At 63.0% G+C, this 17,923-nt stretch carries 16 protein-coding genes, 1 tRNA gene and 1 pseudogene; 8 read left to right on the forward strand and 10 right to left on the reverse strand.

Annotated elements, in window-relative coordinates; translation table 11 throughout:
- Positions 1 to 4 precede the first annotated feature (4 nt).
- From citE to citC, 3 genes are read right to left on the reverse strand one after another with little or no spacing between them, the layout of a single operon-like run.
- Positions 5 to 880: a citrate (pro-3S)-lyase subunit beta gene (citE, locus tag R3X27_RS10850; protein WP_317708877.1), complete on the reverse strand. Its 876-nt coding sequence runs from the start codon at positions 878 to 880 to the stop codon at positions 5 to 7.
- A complete protein-coding gene (gene citD, locus R3X27_RS10855; protein ID WP_317708878.1) occupies positions 877 to 1,170 on the reverse strand; it encodes a citrate lyase acyl carrier protein in 294 nt (97 codons plus the stop codon). The genes citE and citD overlap by 4 nt, the downstream gene beginning before the upstream one ends.
- Positions 1,171 to 1,215: 45 nt before the next feature.
- Positions 1,216 to 2,259 carry a [citrate (pro-3S)-lyase] ligase gene (gene citC / locus R3X27_RS10860; RefSeq protein ID WP_317708879.1) on the reverse strand — a complete coding sequence of 348 codons (1,044 nt, stop codon included), beginning with the start codon at positions 2,257 to 2,259 and terminating at the stop codon, positions 1,216 to 1,218.
- Positions 2,260 to 2,653: 394 nt separating this feature from the next.
- Between citC and R3X27_RS10865 the strand changes: the two genes are divergently transcribed.
- The 5 genes from R3X27_RS10865 to R3X27_RS10885 all read left to right on the forward strand — a co-directional run bounded on the left by R3X27_RS10865 (position 2,654) and on the right by R3X27_RS10885 (position 9,088).
- The gene (locus R3X27_RS10865; RefSeq protein ID WP_317708880.1) at positions 2,654 to 4,645 is read left to right on the forward strand and encodes an FAD-dependent oxidoreductase; all 1,992 of its coding nucleotides are present in this window, start codon (positions 2,654 to 2,656) and stop codon (positions 4,643 to 4,645) included.
- A gap of 1 nt (position 4,646) precedes the next feature.
- Positions 4,647 to 6,506, forward strand: coding sequence for a [FeFe] hydrogenase, group A (locus R3X27_RS10870; protein WP_317708881.1), 1,860 nt, complete (start codon positions 4,647 to 4,649; stop codon positions 6,504 to 6,506).
- 73 nt (positions 6,507 to 6,579) lie between these two features.
- Entirely contained in the window at positions 6,580 to 7,575 is a 996-nt protein-coding gene (locus R3X27_RS10875; protein ID WP_317708882.1) for an ABC transporter substrate-binding protein, read from the forward strand.
- A 5-nt stretch (positions 7,576 to 7,580) separates the two neighbouring features.
- A complete protein-coding gene (locus R3X27_RS10880; protein WP_317708883.1) occupies positions 7,581 to 8,360 on the forward strand; it encodes an ABC transporter permease in 780 nt (259 codons plus the stop codon).
- A complete protein-coding gene (locus tag R3X27_RS10885; RefSeq protein WP_317708884.1) occupies positions 8,357 to 9,088 on the forward strand; it encodes an ABC transporter ATP-binding protein in 732 nt (243 codons plus the stop codon). Before R3X27_RS10880 ends, R3X27_RS10885 begins: the two co-directional genes overlap by 4 nt.
- A gap of 428 nt (positions 9,089 to 9,516) precedes the next feature.
- Here the strand turns inward: R3X27_RS10885 and R3X27_RS10890 are convergent, their stop codons facing one another.
- The 3 genes and pseudogenes from R3X27_RS10890 to R3X27_RS10900 form a co-directional block, all read right to left on the reverse strand.
- Entirely contained in the window at positions 9,517 to 11,532 is a 2,016-nt protein-coding gene (locus R3X27_RS10890; protein WP_317708885.1) for an acyltransferase family protein, read from the reverse strand.
- A gap of 434 nt (positions 11,533 to 11,966) precedes the next feature.
- Positions 11,967 to 12,248: pseudogene (locus R3X27_RS10895) on the reverse strand (IS5/IS1182 family transposase); the annotation flags it as partial.
- A gap of 327 nt (positions 12,249 to 12,575) precedes the next feature.
- Positions 12,576 to 12,652 (reverse strand) — tRNA-His (locus R3X27_RS10900).
- A 172-nt stretch (positions 12,653 to 12,824) separates the two neighbouring features.
- Here R3X27_RS10900 and R3X27_RS10905 point away from each other — a divergent pair.
- Positions 12,825 to 13,040 carry a DUF6324 family protein gene (locus R3X27_RS10905; protein WP_317708886.1) on the forward strand — a complete coding sequence of 72 codons (216 nt, stop codon included), beginning with the start codon at positions 12,825 to 12,827 and terminating at the stop codon, positions 13,038 to 13,040.
- Between the two features lie 37 nt (positions 13,041 to 13,077).
- Here the strand turns inward: R3X27_RS10905 and R3X27_RS10910 are convergent, their stop codons facing one another.
- On the reverse strand, positions 13,078 to 13,551 hold the full coding sequence (locus R3X27_RS10910) for an MmcB family DNA repair protein (protein WP_317708887.1): 474 nt from the start codon (positions 13,549 to 13,551) through the stop codon (positions 13,078 to 13,080).
- Between the two features lie 113 nt (positions 13,552 to 13,664).
- On the opposite strand from R3X27_RS10910, the gene R3X27_RS10915 reads away from it, so the two are divergent.
- Together R3X27_RS10915 and R3X27_RS10920 are read left to right on the forward strand one after the other, a co-directional pair.
- Positions 13,665 to 13,985, forward strand: a complete 321-nt coding sequence (locus R3X27_RS10915) for a metalloregulator ArsR/SmtB family transcription factor (RefSeq protein WP_317708888.1) — start codon at positions 13,665 to 13,667, stop codon at positions 13,983 to 13,985.
- Positions 13,982 to 14,416, forward strand: a complete 435-nt coding sequence (locus tag R3X27_RS10920; RefSeq protein ID WP_317708889.1) for an SRPBCC domain-containing protein — start codon at positions 13,982 to 13,984, stop codon at positions 14,414 to 14,416. The genes R3X27_RS10915 and R3X27_RS10920 overlap by 4 nt, the downstream gene beginning before the upstream one ends.
- 297 nt (positions 14,417 to 14,713) lie before the next feature.
- On the opposite strand, the gene R3X27_RS10925 is transcribed toward R3X27_RS10920, so the two are convergent.
- From R3X27_RS10925 to R3X27_RS10935, 3 genes are all read right to left on the reverse strand, one after another.
- Positions 14,714 to 15,034 (reverse strand): hypothetical protein, encoded by a 321-nt coding sequence (locus R3X27_RS10925; RefSeq protein ID WP_317708890.1) that lies wholly within the window; start codon positions 15,032 to 15,034, stop codon positions 14,714 to 14,716.
- Positions 15,035 to 15,123: 89 nt separating this feature from the next.
- Complete coding sequence (locus tag R3X27_RS10930) at positions 15,124 to 16,152, reverse strand: hypothetical protein (RefSeq protein ID WP_411572484.1); 1,029 nt, start codon at positions 16,150 to 16,152, stop codon at positions 15,124 to 15,126.
- Between the two features lie 87 nt (positions 16,153 to 16,239).
- Positions 16,240 to 17,844: a GMC family oxidoreductase gene (locus R3X27_RS10935; RefSeq protein ID WP_317708891.1), complete on the reverse strand. Its 1,605-nt coding sequence runs from the start codon at positions 17,842 to 17,844 to the stop codon at positions 16,240 to 16,242.
- Positions 17,845 to 17,923: the final 79 nt, after the last annotated feature.

A 17,923-nucleotide genomic window follows, 5' to 3' on the forward strand; every position in this document is an offset into this window, starting at 1 on the left:
GCGATTACTCCTTGCGCAGGCCGGAGGCGGCCGCCTTGTCCAGAACGCGACGTGCGTTGTCGACCACCGGTCCGTCGATCATCTTGCCGCCGAGGGCGATGACGCCAAGGCCCTGTTTCTCCGCCTTCTTCGCGGCAGCCACGACCCGTTTCGCGTAATCGACCTCTTCCTGGGTCGGCGCATAGGCGTTGTGCAGCAGCTCGATCTGGCGCGGGTTGATGAGGGACTTGCCGTTGAAGCCGAGCTTCTTGATGAGCGCGACCTCCTTCAGGAAGCCCTCTTCATCATCGAGATTTGAGAAGACCACGTCGAACGCGTCGATCCTGGCGGCGCGGGCGGCGTGGAGGACGGCGCAGCGGGCATAGAACAGCTCCGTGCCGTCGCCGCGCTCGGTCTGCATGTCCATCACGTAGTCGAACCCCGCGAGCGCGATACCGGTGATGCGCGGGGAGGCCTGGGCGATTGCCAGCGCGTTGACCACGCCGGAGGCGCTCTCGATGGCGGCCATCAGGTGGGTCGAGCCGACCGCGCGGCCGCAATCGCGCTCGATCTCCTCGACGGCTGCTTCCAGTTCGTGGACCTGTTCGGGCGTGTCGGTCTTGGGCAGGCGGATCGTGTCGGCGCCGCCGCGAACGGAGGCCTCGAGGTCGTCGCGGCCGAAGGGCGTGTCCAGCGGGTTGATGCGCACGACACGCTCGATGCCGTCATAGAGCGGCTGCTGGAGCGTGTGGAAGACGAGCAGCCGGGCGGCGTCCTTCTCGCGCAGGGAAACGGCGTCTTCGAGGTCGAACATCACCGCGTCGGGGCGGAAGAGGAAGGCAGTCGAGAGGCTCGCGGCATTGGCGCCGGGCACGAAGAGCATGGAGCGGCGGAGTTTCATTTCAGCGCCTCCCAATCCATCGTCGTCTCGCCCGCGGCGCGCATCACAGCGGCCTGAAGGCGGGCGCGGATCGTACAGTCGAGCGCGCCCTTGTCCTGGATGACGATGATGCCGCGCGTGACGCCGAGATGCGCCAGCACCTCCTCGACCGTCGCTCGGATCTGCTCGCCGAACTGGTGGATGACCTCGCTCTGGATAGCGATTTCAAGCGGGTCCTCCGAGGGCGAGACTCGAATGAAGAGATCGCTGGATTCGAGCGTGCCCGCCAGCGCCTCCTGTTTGAGCTCCATGTTGCTCTCCTTGATCTGGCCCGCGCTTCGCGGCCCTGTTCGTGTTCACGCGCCGGCTTGCACCAGCGGGACATATTTCGTCTTCAGCAGCTCGTAGGTGGCCGGCGGGACGAGGTTTCGGATCCGGTCGAGATCGCCCGCATGCAGGTGCCGGCGGACCTCGGAGGCCGAGATCGCGGTGCCGCCATACTCCGTGCGCGGAATCTCGACCACGTCCAGCGCGGGGCCGGCGCCGCGCACCGGGTCCTGCAGCCAGACCATCATGTCATGATTGTACTTGTTCGTCGTCGCGCAGAACGGCTCGGTGCCGACGAAACGGTGGGTGATGCCGAGAGCGGGGGCGATGTGGTTGCGGAACATCAAGAGGTCCACCGCCGTGTGGCATTTGCCGACAATGCCCTGATCCTTCAGGAAATAGCAGGAGAAGGTGGCGCGGCTGACCATGTATTGGCTGCCCGCATGCAGCGTCAGGTTGGGGATGCCCTGGATGTTTTCTTCCGCGAGATAGTAGCGGTCCTGGTAGGTGAAGAGCGAGACATCCTCCTTCACCATGAAGAGATGCAACCAGTCGCACTCCTTCGCCGCCTGTTCGATCAGGTAACGATGGCCATAGGTGAAGGGGTTGGCATTGGCGACGACGCAGCCAATCTTCGCCCCTTCGACCCGGTGCTTCTGCAACTGCTTGCAATAGGATTTGATGCCGATGGGGGTGTTCTCCATCAACACCACCGTGTCCGGCATCTCCACGAGGTCGTAGAAGCCGCAGCCGCGGAAGAACTCGGCGTTCTTCGGCTCGGTATAGACATAGAGCGTCGAATACCCGCGCGAATGGGCGAGATAGGTAACTTCGGAGACCAGCGTCAGGCTGAGCGCGCCGCCGCGATAATCCGGCAGGATGGCGACATCCTTGATGACATTCTGCTGCAGCCCGGCACAGGCGACCAGCTTCTCGCCATCGCGGCAGACCACGAAGGCCTCGATGCCGATCTCGTAGAGCAGCCCGCATTCGGTCAGGAGCTTCTTGATGTCACGCCGTTCGACATCTTCGTCGTCGGGATCGACGGTGTAGAATTCGAGATCTTCGGCCATACCTTGGCACGCCTTCTCCTTCGACTCGGCCCGCGTCGTCGCTGGCCCGCGCATCTGCGCCAATGATCCTTTCCGGCGCGTTTCGCACTGCGAAAACTTGCCGCTGTGGACCCGTGTTGCAGCGGGGCATCAGAGCCGGCCAAATGCGCGGTGACACTTCGCGACATGGCCTGTCAGAGACGAATCCCGCAGGGTGTTTACGTCGGGATAAGTGCGAAAGCTGACTGCATCCTGACACGCGCCCCTCTTGGACTGGATAAAGCCGAAAAATCCCGTCCGCGGTGGCAGATATGTCGGTATCGGTCCTCACGGTTCGGTGCGACCCGGATCCGGAATGCTGGCGAAACCACGCCCGCGCGGTTTGCCTGCATGTGTAGACATGGGAGGAAGCCGTATGACACAGGTGGTCTATGGCGTTTGGGATGGGGTCGTTCAAGACGGCCAGGAGAGCGAGGGCGGCAACCCGCTGCCCGATCTGAAGAATTTCGGACAATTCGACGAGGGCAACGATATACGCGCCTTTTTCGGGGATCGCGGATTCTTCGTCTTCGACGAGAGTGTGAGCCTTGTCGACGGGCTGTTTCACTACATGAACAAGGCCGCCGAGCAGAGCTGTGGCGCCTGCACGCCTTGCCGCATGGGCACGGTGCTGGTGCGCGATGCGCTCGACAAGATGCGCCGCGGGCTCGACGCCGATCTCGACTTTGACGAGATCGAGATGCTGGGCGAACAGATGCGCGAGACCTCGCTCTGCGGGTTGGGGCGGACCTGCGCGGTGTCGTTGCTCGACGTGTTGAGCAATTTCCGAGAAAAGATCGAGGCCGAGGTTGCCGATCATCGCCCGATCCGTGCCCAGCACGGCATGGCCTACATGACCGCGCCCTGCATCGAGGCTTGCCCCTCCAAGGTCAACGTGCCGCGCTATATCGACTATATCCGCGACGGCAAACCGGAGAGCTCGCTCGGCGTGCTCTTGCAGAAATACCCGATGGCGGCCACCTGTGGCCGCGTCTGCGTGCGCTATTGCGAGATGGCCTGCCAGCGGAAATTCGTTGACGAGGCGGTCGGTATCAAGACGCTCAAGCGCTTCGTGGCCGACCAGCAGAAAGGCCCGAATGCGCTGAAATTCACCCGAGACATGATCCAGCGGCCACTCGATGACAGCATGAAGGTTGCGGTGATCGGGGCAGGGCCGGCGGGGATCTCCTGCGCCTATCACCTGCTCCTGCACGGCTACAAGGTCGACGTTTTCGAGAAGGCGGACCAGGCCGGCGGCATGGCGCAGATCGGCATTCCCTCCTACCGGCTGCCCAAGGATACGCTGGCGATGGAGACCGACATCATCGTCGATCTCGGTGGTCGCTTCCTCTTCGGGCAGACACTCGGGCAGGATTTCTCCATCGATGACCTGTTCCGGCAAGGCTACAAGGCGGTCTTCCTTGGGCTGGGCTGCCAGCAGGGCACGCCGCTTGGCATCGAGGGCGAGGAGATTGCGCGGGACGGCTATCATAGCGGCATCGATTTCCTGCTGAAGGTGCATGACCATGTCGACGAGATCGCGCCGTTGAACCTCAAGGGCGAGGTCGTGGTCGTGGGCGGCGGCAACGTGGCGATGGATTGCGTCCGCTCCGCCATCCGGCTTGGCGCCGACAATGTTCATGTGATCTACCGGCGGACCCGCGAGGACATGCCGGCCGATCACGAGGAGATCGTCGCGGCCGATGACGAGGACATCTTCTTCCACACGCTGTGCAACCCAACCCGACTGATCACCGAGAATGGCAAGGTCACCGGGGTCGAGCTGGTCCGCATGGAACAGACCGAACCGGACGAGAGCGGGCGGCGCAATGTGCGCGCCATTCCCGGCTCCGAGTTCACCATGCCCTGTGATCACTTCATCGCCGCCATCGGCCAGAAGGTCGAGGACGGGCATGTGATGGAGGGCGACGGGATTGCGCTCGACAAGTGGCAATGCGTGAAGGCCGGCGACGGGCTCTCGACCTCGCGTCCGGGCGTCTTCGCGGGCGGCGATTGCGTCACCGGCCCCTCGACGCTGATCTATGCCATGGCCGCCGGTCTCAAGGCCGCGCGCTCGATCGATGACTGGATCCAGCTCGGCACGCCGCGCTTCTTCAAGCGGTCGCGGATGCGGGACCTGATCAACGACAACAAGTTCCTCGGCCGCGACGTGAACGAACCGCCGGTGCGCAACGCTTACCGGGTCCACAACCCGGAACTAGATCCGGACTTACGCAAGAAGATGTTCCGGGAGGTGGAACAGACGATTTCCGAGGCCGAGGCCTACAAGGAATCGCAGCGCTGCATGCGGTGCTACCGGATCTATTCCGTCGTCACCCGGCAATCCATCCCGGAAGGAGCGGCCTGACATGTGCACCGATCTCGACATTCATGCCGACCGCGACGCCGCCGAGGCAACCATCGCGCTCACCATCAACAGCCAGCCTTGCAAGGGTTTTCCGAACGAGCCGATCCTGCAATGCGCGCGGCGCCATGAGATCTATATCCCGACGCTCTGCGAGATGGACGATATCGACCACACGCCCGGCACCTGTCGCGTCTGCGTCGTCGACATCCTTCAGGAGGGCCGCAAGAAGCACCAGACGGTGACCTCTTGCAACACGCCCGTCCGCGACGGGATGGTGGTCGACACCAAGAGCCGCAAGGTGCGGGACATGCAGCGGCTCCAGGTCGAACTGCTGATGGCCGACCATTTGCAGGATTGCGCGACCTGCGTGCGCCACGGCGATTGCGAGCTACAGGATCTGGCGCAATTCGTCGGCCTGACAGAGAACCGCTTCTTTGACCGCGAACGGACGCTGGCGCGCGAAGTGGACTGCTCTTCGCCGGCATTGATCCGCGACATGCAACGCTGCGTGCGCTGCCAGCGCTGCGTGGCCGTCTGCCGCTATCACCAGAAGGTGGACGCGCTGGTCATGGAAGGCACCGGCATCGACCGTTTCGTCGCCTTGCGCAACGGCTCTGACCAGCTCAACTCGATCTGCGTCAATTGCGGTCAATGCGTGCTGGTCTGTCCGACCGGAGCATTGGGCGAGCGCGACGAGGTCGAGCGGGCGCTAGACTATATCTGTGACCCGGAGACAGTGACGGTGATGCAGTTCGCCCCCGCCGTGCGCGTCGCCTTCGGCGAGGAATTCGGTATGCCGGCGGGCTCCAATGTCGAGGGGCATATCATCTCGGCGGCACGCAAGATCGGCGTGGACGTGGTGCTCGACACCAATTTCGCCGCCGATGTGGTGATCATGGAGGAAGGCACCGAGCTGCTCGGGCGCCTCAAGGAGGGCCGCCGGCCGACCTTCACCTCCTGCTGCCCGGCCTGGATCAACTATGCCGAGATCCATTTCCCGGACATCCTGCCGCTGTTGTCTTCCACGAAATCGCCGCAGCAGGTGCTCTCACGCGTCGCCAAAACCTATCTGCCGGAGAAGATGGGCGTCGATCCTTCGAAGATGCGGGTGATCTCGATCATGCCCTGCATCGCCAAGAAGGACGAGGCGACCCGGCCCCAGCTTCAAATCGAGGAGGGCGTGCCGGAAACCGATGTCGTGCTGACCACGCGCGAATTTGCCCGCATGTTGCGGCGCGAGGGGATCGATTTGCCAAAGTTGGAGCCGTCGAGTTTCGACGACCCCTATATGAGCGAGTATTCCGGCGCGGGCGCGATCTTCGGCACCACGGGCGGCGTGATGGAGGCGGCTGTCCGCACGATCTATGCCGTGGTGAACGGCAAGGAGCTGGAAAACGTGGAGCTGGAACAGCTGCGCGGCTTCGAGGGCGTGCGCTCGGCGACGGTCGATCTTGGCGGGCCGGTTGGCGAGGTGAAGGTGGCCATGGTCCACGGGCTCGGCGACACGCGGGCGTTGGTCGAGGCAGTGCGCTCTGGCGAAGCGGATTTCGATTTCATCGAGGTCATGGCCTGTCCGGGCGGTTGCGTCGATGGCGGCGGGTCGCTGCGCTCCAAGAAGGCCTACCTGCCGCTTGCGATGGCCCGACGCGACACGATCTACAATGTCGACCGCAAGGCGAATGTGCGCCAGTCGCACAAGAACCAGCAGGTTCAGGCGCTCTATCGCGACTTCCTTGGCGAGCCCAATTCGGGCAAGGCGCATGAGCTGCTCCACACCTCCTATACCGATCGGCGCCGCGAGATGGAGCATACGGTCAAGGAGATCTGGGACGATCTGAAAATGAGCACCATCGTCTATTGACCGAACGGTCGGAGGCGGCGGAATAGAAGGCGGGGCAGGGTGGCCTGCTCCGCTCGCGCGACAGGAGGACGATTTGACGACATCCAGGCTCACCCGGCGCGCCGCGCTCGGAGGCATCTTGGGCACGGGGCTTTCCGCGCCCTGGCTTGCGCGCGCCACTGCGGCGCCGGTCGAGCCGCTGACTCTCTGGGGTATCCCGGCCACGCCCTCGGCGGTCTTTGCCCATGCTGTGGCCTCCGGCGCGCTGGAGAAGGTCGCGCCAGGGGCAAAATTCGACATCTGGAAGAGCACCGACCAGATGCGCGCCGGCATCGCCACCGGCGACTTCAAGCTCTTCGCCACCTCGACCTACGCGGCGGCGAATTTCTACAATCGGGGCGCCGGGACGGTGATGGTCAACGTCGTGACCTGGGGTGTGCTCTACATCATGTCCCGCGATGAGAGCATTTCGCGGATCGAGGACCTTGCGGGTCGCAAGATCTTGCTTTCCAACAAGAACGAGGCGCCGGACCTGCTCTTCCGCCTGATCCTGAAATGGTCCGGGCTGAACCCGGACAAGGATGTCAAACTGGATTATGTCGGGTCGCCGGGAGAGGCCGTACCGCTCTATCTGTCCGGTCGCGGGGATGTCGCCGTGATGCATGAACCCGCGGCGACGGCGGCGCTGGCGCGGGCGGAGGCAGCGGGCCTGCCGCTCTTCCGGGCGCTGGACGTGACGGAGATCTACGGCGCTCATACCGGGCGCGGCCCGCGCATTCCGCAAGTCGGGCTGGCGGTCAATCCGGACTTCCTCGACGCGCATCCCGAGATCGTCTCCACCGCCCACGCGGCCTGTGTCGAAGCCGGCAAATGGGCGCTTGCCGACCCCGAGGCGGCCGGCGTGCTGGCCAGCGCGCAGCTTCCCTTGCCGGCACCGCTGATCGCGCGATCCCTGCCGTATGTGCATCTCGATGTGGCCACGGCGCAGGAGGCCCGGGCCGATATCGAGACCTATTTCACCCATCTGATGAGCCTCGATCCGGGGATCGTCGGTGGCAAGCTGCCCGATGCGGGCTTCTATTGGGGCTGATCGGCGTGTCGCGCGGGAAAGTGCGATTCTCGGGGCTCCTGTTTGGCGCCCTCGGCATCGGTGCGTTGCTCTTGCTGTGGGAGTTGGGGCATCGGCGCTATGGGTCGCTCGTCCTGCCCGGGCTGGATGACACTTTCGCTGCCCTGCTGCGTCTCACCCGGCAGGGACTGGTCGGGCCGGCACTTTCCACGACAACCTTTCACGCCAGCCTGGGATGGGGGATCGGTGCGATCATTGGGGGGGGGCTCGGAGTTCTGGCAGGGCTGCGCACGCCGGTTCGACAGGCCTTGCAACCGGTCTCGGTGATCCTGCTCGGTATCCCCGCCATCGCCTGGATCGTCCTGGCGCTGCTCTGGTTTGGAGGCGGTTGGGCAGTGATCTTCACCGTTGCCGTGGCAACCGGCCCCGTCGTCTTCGCCGCCGCGACGCAGGGCGCGCGGAGTCTGGATGGCGATCTGGCACAGATGGCGCGCGCCTACCGTACGCCGCCGGGCGCGATGTTTCGGGATGTCCATGGGCCGCATATGGTCGGGTATCTCTTCCCGGCCCTTGCGACGGCGCTGGGACTGTCCTGGAAGATCGCCGTCATGGCCGAGTTGCTGTCCGGCTCAGGCGGCATTGGCGACGGACTCGCCGCTGCGCGTGCGCGAGTCGACACGGCTGAGACCATGGCCTGGATCGTTGTTGTGGTGACGGTACTTGTTGTCGTGGACCAGGCTTTGCTGCGCCGCTTGCAGCGCCGTGCGGAGCTCTGGCGGGACAGCGAGGAAACGGGGGCTCCATGACCGGAACCGGCGCAGATTTCGTCCTGTCCGCCGAGGGCCTTGGATTTGATCGGGGTGATCGTCCGATCCTCGACTCCGTTTCGCTATGCTTGCGACGGGGCGAAGTGCTGGCGGTGATGGGGCCGTCGGGCTGCGGCAAGAGCAGCCTGCTTGCCCTGATCGTCGGTCTCCTGCAGCCGAACCGTGGAATGCTGCAATGCGATGGCCAAAGACCGACCCTCATGTTCCAGGAGCCGCGGCTGTTGCCCTGGCGGACAGCGCTCGACAATGTCGCCTTCGCCCTCAAGGGCGACGGTGTGCCGGCCGAAACCCGGAGCGGACGCGCCCGGGACATGCTCGAAACGCTTGCGCTCGCACCAGAAGATCTCGGCAAGTTCCCACGCCAGCTTTCCGGTGGGATGCGCCAGCGCGTGGCCCTGGCGCGGACCCTTGTCGGCCGGCCGGACCTGCTTTTGCTCGACGAGCCCTTTGCGGCGCTGGACATGGGACTGGCGAAGGACATGCGTGCCGTGTTGCGCGAGTATCTTGAGCGCCAGAACGCCTCGGCGGTTATCGTGACCCATGACCCGCGCGAAGCGTTGCAGATGGCTGGGCGCGTTGTTGTCCTGTCCAAGGCTCCGGGGCGGGTCGTGTTTGAGTTCGCCCCTGAACCAGCGGGGTCGAGAGCATCCTTGGGCGACGGAATCGGCCGGCTCGAAGCCGCGTTGATCGAGGCCGGCACGGCATAGCTACCAAGGCTTGCTTGCTTCAATGCACGTCCGCGACCGCGCTGCTTTGCCAATGATCTGGGTAGACAGGATGCAGATGCTTCCGTCTCATGCAGCGGTCGTCCCATGCTCGCAGACAGCAATGTGCCTCTCGAAAGCCATGTCAGCCTCCTCTCACGGCGTTCGGACAGTCGGGCTTCCCAGGTGGATGAACTCGTCGAGTTCCAGTCCGACCTCGGATTTTTTCCACCGCGCGTTAAAGCCGATGACTCTAGTTGTCACAGGTCGCATACCGGACGCCGCCAGCACGACACGCCATCCGCAGGTCTGCTTCAGGATGACCCTGTCCGAGAGCTGCTTTCGAACCATCCGCTGCTTCCTGCACCCGGCAAACGTACCGTCCCGGTTTCACGGGGCCAAACCAAAATGTCCAACTTTGAGTGTGGGACCTATTTGCTGTCCGATGCAGGCGTTTCCAGAAACCCGTTGAGAACCGACGCCAGCTCTGATGAGAGCGTTGCGGCGTAGGTCGCCGTCATGTGATGGCGATCTCTGAACATTACCATCTCGTCGTTGGCGACGGCGCATTCGAGCTCTGAACAGACATTGTCCTTGAAATCGACCAACAAAAGCTGGTCATCCCAATCGACGACGTCCGGAGACCACGGAGAGCGCAGGGGCAACCAGCTTTCATCTTGTGGCGAATTGCAATTCTCGTTGGCGCGCGGATTCTCGATCAGGCAGTCGAGCGGATCCGACGGAAACCAAGGCATGTCCGACATCAGGACAACCTTGGTGCCATGCGCCAGCATCTGTTCGACAAAGCGCGTTTCGGCGGCAGCCAGAAGTGCCGCACTATCTTCCGCGGATGCCTTCTCGCCCGTCTCGGGCATATAGACCCGCGCCGATGAACTGTTTGCCAGGACGACGACATCCGCATTTTCGCGTTCTATCTCGGCGTGAACCGCGCCGCGCCATTCCGCGCATTCATGATACTCCCGTTTCATGAGCGAGTTCCAGGTGGGAACGTCTATGCCGATACACGCGCTCTTGGTTCGGCTGTAAAGGGCGTATCCATGCGTGGCAGCGTAGTCCGCCATCGTCGGAAACCAATGCGCGGCGTGACTGTCGCCGACCAGAAACATCTTACGAGAGCTGTCGGTATCGCCGAAAATGCAGTCCTCGTAGGTTGTCGCCTTCTGGGCCGTGTGACAGCCCACCTCGTAGATCAACCCCTTGTCCAGACGGACTTTGGCCGGGTCATAAATGGCGCCGCTCGCCAGGATGATGCGTCCTTGCGTGTAGTGCGACTGCAGCATGAAGAGCGCGCCGCACGTAATGATCGTGATCGCGACGGCCGAGGTGAGGCTTGTCATTGGGCGGGCGCCCAGCCAGAGGCTGCGGCGCACGGGATTCTCGACCAGGTGAAAGCTCAGGTAGGAGAGACATCCGGTGATCAGGATCGCGATCACCTTGTCGACCGCGCCCCACGTCTCGAAATACGCCTGATACAGATAGAAAACCGGCCAGTGCCACAGGTAAAGGGCATAGGAGATCTTGCCCACGAGAACAGGTGCGGCGAAGGAAAAGAACTTTACCGGAAGCGGTCGGCGCCCCTGATCGGTCGTCGAATCTTCCTTCCCCCCTGCGAGGATGAAAAGCGCCGCCCCAAGGGTTGGCGCGACAGCGTAGATACCGGGATAATTCAGCTCGCTGTCGAGAAGCACCATTGCGCCGACCATCAACGCCAGCCCGGACCACGCCGCGACGTGCCGGGCGCGGGCCGACATCGTCAGGTCGAAATTGACGAGAAAGTAGACGATCGCGCCCGCCGCGAGTTGCCAGATCCGTGCATGCGTTCCGAAGAAAGCCACCGGTTGCGTCGTGTTTGCGACAACAACGTTGATGAGGAAGGAAATCAGGCCAAGCAGCGCGATTGCCCAGATCGCGATCTTCTCCTGGCGGTGCGTGGCATTGAAGCGGCGCGACGCTGTCATGACGAACAGAAAGACCAGTGACAGGAAGATGTAGAACTGTTCCTCAACCGCCAGCGACCAGTAATGGATGAACAGCCCGGCACCGCTCTCGTCATTGAAATAGTCGATGGCGGAAATCAGTTTCTGCCAGTTGATAAGGTAGAGCGCCGCGTAGATAGCATCGCGCCCGCTATAGGCCATGGAAAGGTCGGACAGGACATGCCGGGCGACCAATATGGATGCAACGATTACGAGAATGGCCGAAGGAAGAAGCCGTCGCGTCCGTCGCGCCCAGAAGTTCACGAAATCGATGCTTCCGGTTCTGGAAAGCTCGGAGAACAGGATGCCGGAGATCAGGTACCCGGAAATGACGAAAAAGACATCAACACCGGTGAAACCTCCAGATATCCCGGCAACATCCGCGTGGTAAACAAGAACCGACGTGACGGCCAATGCCCGAAGGCCATCGATTTCGGGGTGATAACGCATGGTTTCGCTCGCTGGTTCCACGACATTTGGGTGCGGCTGCACGGTTCGCAGCCCGTTGAACATGAACCTCGGACCGATTGCCTCCTAGCGGTGGATGCAAGCGCTGTCCAGTATCTCCACCGGGATTGGCGCCCGCTGGTGTCATCTTGCGCAGGAGGCCGGAAATCTCGAGCTTGAGAGGCACCAACGCAAAGATGTGGGTGGGATCGCCCTGTCCACCAATCCTCCGGATTGAGGAGATTGCAGGCAGATCCCTTCGGAAGGCTCGATTATCAGCGCTGTCTTGGGTGACGAAGGCATCGAACCGCGGTGTTGCGCAATTGATGCTCAGGTTGAGCCTTGCCTGTCTCCGACGGCGTCATTCAACACCAAAGATCTCAGCCATTCCGAGGGCTGAGAAGCGATCCATGAGCGAGCAAGGCAACGCCACCGGCTCATAAAACCCTGAAAAGGATACGGATGTGGATAGAGGCGGTCTGCCGGTCCGGGTGTCTCGCCAGAATACGGTCACCGAATGATTCGAGACATCGCGCCCTGGCTTCTGCACAAGTTCGGATGTGGTACCCGCTTCCTCATTTCCAGTGCGACCTGCCGAAGCGGCGTGACGCGCGAGTTGTCGTGCTGCGAGGCTTGGCGACGGGACCGTCCTTTTTCCACTATCGTCCGTTCCAGCGCACAGGATTGATAGCCTCAGCGTCTCGGGCAATGATTGGCGCCGGCGGGCTCGAACCCGCCACGCATTTATTGGGCTACAACGACCCCCGTGAGGTCACTCACCCATTTCGTGATCCCGGCACGATCAACGAGACTGTTCGACGGTCTTTCGTCGCCTCGGTGGATGATCCGAGCTTTCAGATTATTCTATGACGGGAAATCGTGCTTTGGTCTGGCGCCGCCCAGTCCTGTCCAGCCAGTGTCAGAGGGTCGACCTCCAATCCACTCGCCGGAGGGCCGGAACCAGTGGCGCCTCACGGGTTCCCAAGTATAGCCGAGACAATACTTTCCGAGACTCGCGTCGGTATTCTGAAACTGGTTGATTTAGATGGTACCACCTCCTGGTCTCGAACCAGGGACCTCTTGATCCACAATCAAGCGCTCTAACCAACTGAGCTAAGGCGGCACAGGACGGTGATTTACCGTGAGCCTGCGCAGGGCGCAAGCCCCAAGCTGCGTCCTTGCGATGGAATATTCGGGAAAATGCCGATGCAGGCGTTGCAGGAAGGGAATCCGGCGCCTCTTGCTCATCTGCCGTTGGCGCGCTAGGCAATCGGGATCTTTCAGGGAGCCTTTGGATGAGCATCGACAAGCAAAGCGATATCTCCGCAAATCTTCAGATCGGTCCGACCACGCTCGGCATGGTGCGAATCTATGTCGAGGGCGACGGGCTCGAATTGCCGCTCGATTTCGACCCCGAAGAGGCAGAAGAGATCGCGGAAGAGTTGCGTGCGGCGGCCGAACAGGCGCGCCAGGCCGGAAAATCTGGCAAGGGCGGTCGGAAAAAGGGCTGACCTGACAGCGATCGGTCTCGTTGACAGCGGGGCATCGCTAGTCGTCGCTGTCCACCAGAGCCCGGACGCCGGGATCGCGCAGCGCCTGCAGTCGCCGGGCGGCGTGGCGGGCAAATTTCTGGGTCAGCACCTTGCGTCGCGCCCCCGCGAGTTTCGTCTCGGGGCTCATGCGCAAGATCTCGGCATCATACGCGTCGGCGATCACAAGACCCGTATCTTCGGGAAGCAACTCGGTTGGGAAGGCACCGTCCACGGCCCAGAAAAACCGGTCGCACCATTCGAGATAGCCCTGCCACTTGTGGTCCGAGGCATAATCCGCACGGCTGGATTTGCACTCGACGATCCAAATCTCTCCCTTCGGTCCAAGCGCCATGACATCGACCCGCAGACCGGGGGTCGGGACCAACTCCTCGACGGTGACAAAGCCGAGGCTGGCCAGGAAACGGCAGGTGCCGCGGGCCAACAACTGGCCGGGCATCATCAAGTCTGTTTGAGAAGTGGTGTCAGTCATGCGGGCATTGTGAACAATACGTGAACATATGGCAATGGAAAGCTGCCTCTTGACATGATACCATTTGGTATCGCATTGTTTAGATACCAAATGGTATCACAATGGGGAGGACCATGATTCCGCAATCGCAAGCCGCCTTCCGGGCTCTGGCCGATCCGACGCGCCGTGACATCCTGTTGATGCTACGGGGCCAAGAGATGACCATTGCGCAGGTCGCGGAGAATTTCGACATGACCCGCGCCGCGGTCAAGAAACACCTGACGGTGTTGTCTGATGGCGGGCTGATCACGGTGCGCCCGGAGGGGCGCGAACGCATCAACAGTTTCAACCCTTACGGCATGGCTCCGGTGCTGGACTGGCTGTCGTCCTTCGACGCCTTCTGGGACGACCGTCTCGCAGCCCTGCGCACTGCCATTGAAGAGGACAGGACATGACTGAGATTACATTGAACAAGACCATCTTCCTGCCGGCGGACAAGGCCCGCGTCTGGGCGTTCCTGACCGATCCGGAAAAGCTCGCGGCCTGGTTTCACAAGCCTGCCGTGCCACTGGGCGAGGGGACCAGCTACGAGATGTTCGGCACCCAGAGCGGCGAACGCCTCATGTGGGGCGAGGTGATCTCGGCAAGACCGCATGACTACCTGGAATACACGTTCGAGATAGCGCCGCTTCAGGGGCATGCCACACGGGTTGCCTGGACGCTCGAGGCGGTGCCCGGCGGAACGCGGCTGTCGCTGGTCCATTCCGGCTTGCCGGAGGGAGAAGCCGGCTTCGGGCTCGTGCTGGCGCTGGACGAGGGATGGGACTCGCATCTGGGGCGGCTGCGGACCAATGCTCCGGACCTGTCACCCGAAAAAACAGTGTGACCCCTTGCCGGATCTCTCGCCGCCACCTATGTCATGCGCTGGCGGATCTGTCCTTCTCGTGCCGGGGCCCAATTCCAGTGGCCTTAAGCAAATCCGAGGGAGCTGGCTCTGTCCGGACCCTGGTTCGGTTATCTGGCGCCCACCTGTATATACAGGTCCTCGGGAATAAGACGCCCTTACGGATGCGTACGGTCCCCGCCACGACTTTCCTTCGCGCCTCAGGCGCGCGCCGCGCAAGCGGCGCCACCGCCGCACGAGCTTTGCTCGGCGGCACGCGTCCCTCCCGGCTTCGGAAACTCAGGTCTTGTGGTTTGCGGTGCGGACGGCGACCCGGCCGTCCTGCGGCACGGTCGGGGTCGCGAAGGTGATGCGCTTTCCGCGCCCCGCATCGTTGTCATCCTCAGCCATGCGCATGATGGAAATGCCGAACTGAACACCCGCGAAGACCACCCCATTGAAGATGAACAGCATCAGGAGCGCGATCCACCCGCCGCTCGTATGCGTCACCAGATGCCAGAGATTGCCCACGTTGAACCACATCAAAAGCGACACGAAAGCCGCCGAGATCAGGTAACCAATCAGAACCTGGCGGATATAGAGGCGGACGAGTTTCGGCATGCCTTCTCCTTCGATGCGTTTTGCGTTGCAGAGAAGCATAGCGCAGTTGGTGGTCAAGACAAAACAAAATAATTGAATATGTTCGGTGCCTAGCGCATCCAGAGCTTTGCCCGCTTGAGTCGGTTGCGCAGTTTCTGCTCCGGCCAGGGCAGGTCTGACCGGTCGAACATCGCCCGAACCTTCTCGCCCTTGGCCTGATAAACCATGCGTTTGAAAGGCTCATGCTCTTTCAGCGCCTTCTTGATCCAATTCGGCGCCGTAACCTCTTGGAGAAGGTCGACCACGTGGTCGCTCTCGCGGGCAAACAGCAGCGGCAGCAGGCGCCAGTGGCAGGTCACATCTCCGTCCAGCCCGTCCAGGTCCGGCCCCGGACGGCCACCTCCGAAGGAATGGATCACAAGAGGCAGAGCGACCTGGTCGAGCCAGGGGTCGAGCGTCTGGCAGATCAGCTCGGGCGGTGGGTCGGAGCGGATCGAGCGGGCATAGTCGAGGAACCGCGCACCGAAAGCCTGCGGATCGGAATGGAAGAACCAGCCGGCGTTGAAATAGAGGTACCGTTTCCAGAATTCATCGGGCTGGGAGAGGTCGAGCGAGCTTTGGAAATCCAGTCCAAAGCGGTCGTAGAGCGATTTCCAGATCTCGGTATAGCCCGGCCCATAGAGTTCGATCTCCGGCCATGTTCCCTCGCGTCGCATCGAGGCGGAGGGGCGGGAGAAATCGAAGCGAACCTGCGACAGCGGACCTGTGATCATTGTGTCGCTGTCGAGAAAGAGGAACGGGTCTCCCGGCGGCAGCGCTGCCAGCGCCTCGATTTTGTTGCCCTGCGGGTAGGCGGCGCCGAAGTGCTTTGCCTCGAAGGGAAGGATCTCGGCGCCGAGCCGCGCCAGCGCGTCCCGGGTGGCTTCGCCGCGGATGCGCGGATCTTCTGGCCAGGCGCCGCCCGGTTGCGGCTCCAGCAGGATCAGCCGACCGGGGAAGTTCGGATCACTGGCACGCAGCGAGGCGGCCAGCAGCAGCGCCTCATATTGCAGCCGCCCGCCCTGGGCGATGGCGGCGATGTTGAACGGGCGCGGGGCGGTGGGGATCGGGCTCATTTCGGCGGCGGGATCTGCTGTCATCGCGCATGTTCTGGCACCGATCCGGGCCGATTGACATGGCAAAACATCGCGCCCGCGCAGAATGTCCCGCGCTGCGACTGGTCAGGCTCAGGGAACAGCGCGACCCTGCAGGATATCGGCGGCATTGGCTGCGATCATCATCACCGGCGCGTTGGTATTGCCGGCTGGGATGCGCGGCATGACCGAGGCGTCGATCACCCGCAGCCCTTCGATGCCACGCAGCCGCAGCGTCGGATCGACCACGGCACTGGCATCCTTTCCCATCCGGCAGGTGCCGACCGGGTGATAGATCGTCTCCGAATGGGCCCGGATATGGGCGATGATCTCGTCCTCCGTCTCAAGGTGTCGCGCGGGGGCGACGCGGCGCGCGCGGTGAGTCGAGAGGACCGGGCTCTCCATAAGGGCCTGCGCGATGCGGAAGGCGCGGATGAGGACGTCCATGTCGGCCGGATGGGAAAGATAGGCCGGGTCGATCAGAGGATCCGCGAAGGGGTTCGGGCCGGCGAGCCCGATCCGGCCCCGGCTTTCGGGCAACAGATCGCAAACATGCAGCGTGTAACCATAGCCACGTTTCAGCCTGCGCCCGTGATCAACGAGGAAGGCGGGCAGGAAGTGGAATTGCAGGTTCGGCCGGTCGCGCGACGGGTCCGACCGGGCAAATCCGCCCGCCTCGGCGACATTGCTGGTCAGCATTCCCCGCCGTTTCGTCGCGAAGCGCCAACTGTCGGCGATGCCGCGGGGCAGGGCCGAGAGTGCCAGCCCGAGCGGCGTCCGGCTGTTGGCGCCATGCATCAGCGTCACATCGAGATGGTCCTGAAGGTTCTGTCCCAGCTCCGGAAAGTCGTGCAGCACCTCCACGCCGTTGCGCGCAAGCTCTTCGCCGGGGCCGATGCCGGAGAGCATCAGCAGTTGCGGCGAGTTCACCGCTCCGGCGCTGAGCAGCACCTCGCCCCCGGCTTTCAGGGCAAGGTCGCGCGGGCCATCCGGTGTCTGGAGCGCAAGGCCCGCGGCGCGGCGGGCGTCGAACAGGATCTTCGTGGCGCGGCTATTGGTGAGGATGTCGAGATTGGCGCGCCCGGCGGCGGGGCCGAGATGGGCGCGGGCCGAGGAGCAGCGCTTGCCGCGCCGCTGCGTGACCTGGTAGAGGCCGAGCCCCTCCTGGTCACCGTTATTGAAGTCCTCATTGGGCAGGAGGCCTAACTCCGTACCGGACTCGACGAAGGCATGGCTGACCGGGTTGGGCGAAGGCAGATCCGAGACTGTAAGCTTGCCGCCGGTGCCATGATCGGGGCTGTCGGCGAGGCGCGGATTGTTCTCGGCGGCGATGAAGAGGGTGCGGGCCCGTTCCCAGCCCCAGAGCGCGCTTCCGGTCGCCGCCTCCCAGCCCGAGTAGTCGTCGGGATGGCCACGGATATAAATCATCGCGTTGACCGAACTGGAGCCGCCCAATGTCCGCCCGCGTGGCCAGTAGAGCGCGCGCCCGTTCAGCGCGCCTTGCGGCGTTGTCTCGAAGGACCAGTTGATGGAGCGCATATGTGCAAGGGCCGCGAGACCGAGCGGGACGTGGATGGCGGGGCTGCGGTCCGGCGGTCCGGCCTCGATCAGTGCGACGCGTTGACGGCCATCCTCGCTCAGCCGGTCGGCGAGCAGGCAGCCAGCCGAACCGGCGCCGACAATGATATAATCATACACGCCCCGTCCTCCCATGCCGGATCCCGCAGGGCAATGATTGCAGGGCCGGCCGGGCAAGGGGAGGAAGACGTGGCGTCAG

Source organism: Tropicimonas sp. TH_r6 (assembly GCF_033101155.1).
Taxonomy (GTDB): domain Bacteria; phylum Pseudomonadota; class Alphaproteobacteria; order Rhodobacterales; family Rhodobacteraceae; genus Tropicimonas.

Coding starts and splice junctions, on each gene's coding strand:
- R3X27_RS10925 (WP_317708890.1), bottom strand. CDS start 15,034: ATGCCGAAACTCGTCCGCCTCTATATCCGCCAGGTTCTGATTGGTTAC.
- citC (WP_317708879.1), bottom strand. CDS start 2,259: ATGGCCGAAGATCTCGAATTCTACACCGTCGATCCCGACGACGAAGAT.
- R3X27_RS10920 (WP_317708889.1), top strand. CDS start 13,982: ATGACTGAGATTACATTGAACAAGACCATCTTCCTGCCGGCGGACAAG.
- R3X27_RS10930 (WP_411572484.1), bottom strand. CDS start 16,152: ATGACAGCAGATCCCGCCGCCGAAATGAGCCCGATCCCCACCGCCCCG.
- R3X27_RS10885 (WP_317708884.1), top strand. CDS start 8,357: ATGACCGGAACCGGCGCAGATTTCGTCCTGTCCGCCGAGGGCCTTGGA.
- R3X27_RS10870 (WP_317708881.1), top strand. CDS start 4,647: ATGTGCACCGATCTCGACATTCATGCCGACCGCGACGCCGCCGAGGCA.
- R3X27_RS10905 (WP_317708886.1), top strand. CDS start 12,825: ATGAGCATCGACAAGCAAAGCGATATCTCCGCAAATCTTCAGATCGGT.
- citE (WP_317708877.1), bottom strand. CDS start 880: ATGAAACTCCGCCGCTCCATGCTCTTCGTGCCCGGCGCCAATGCCGCG.
- R3X27_RS10865 (WP_317708880.1), top strand. CDS start 2,654: ATGACACAGGTGGTCTATGGCGTTTGGGATGGGGTCGTTCAAGACGGC.
- R3X27_RS10910 (WP_317708887.1), bottom strand. CDS start 13,551: ATGACTGACACCACTTCTCAAACAGACTTGATGATGCCCGGCCAGTTG.
- R3X27_RS10890 (WP_317708885.1), bottom strand. CDS start 11,532: ATGCGTTATCACCCCGAAATCGATGGCCTTCGGGCATTGGCCGTCACG.
- citD (WP_317708878.1), bottom strand. CDS start 1,170: ATGGAGCTCAAACAGGAGGCGCTGGCGGGCACGCTCGAATCCAGCGAT.
- R3X27_RS10915 (WP_317708888.1), top strand. CDS start 13,665: ATGATTCCGCAATCGCAAGCCGCCTTCCGGGCTCTGGCCGATCCGACG.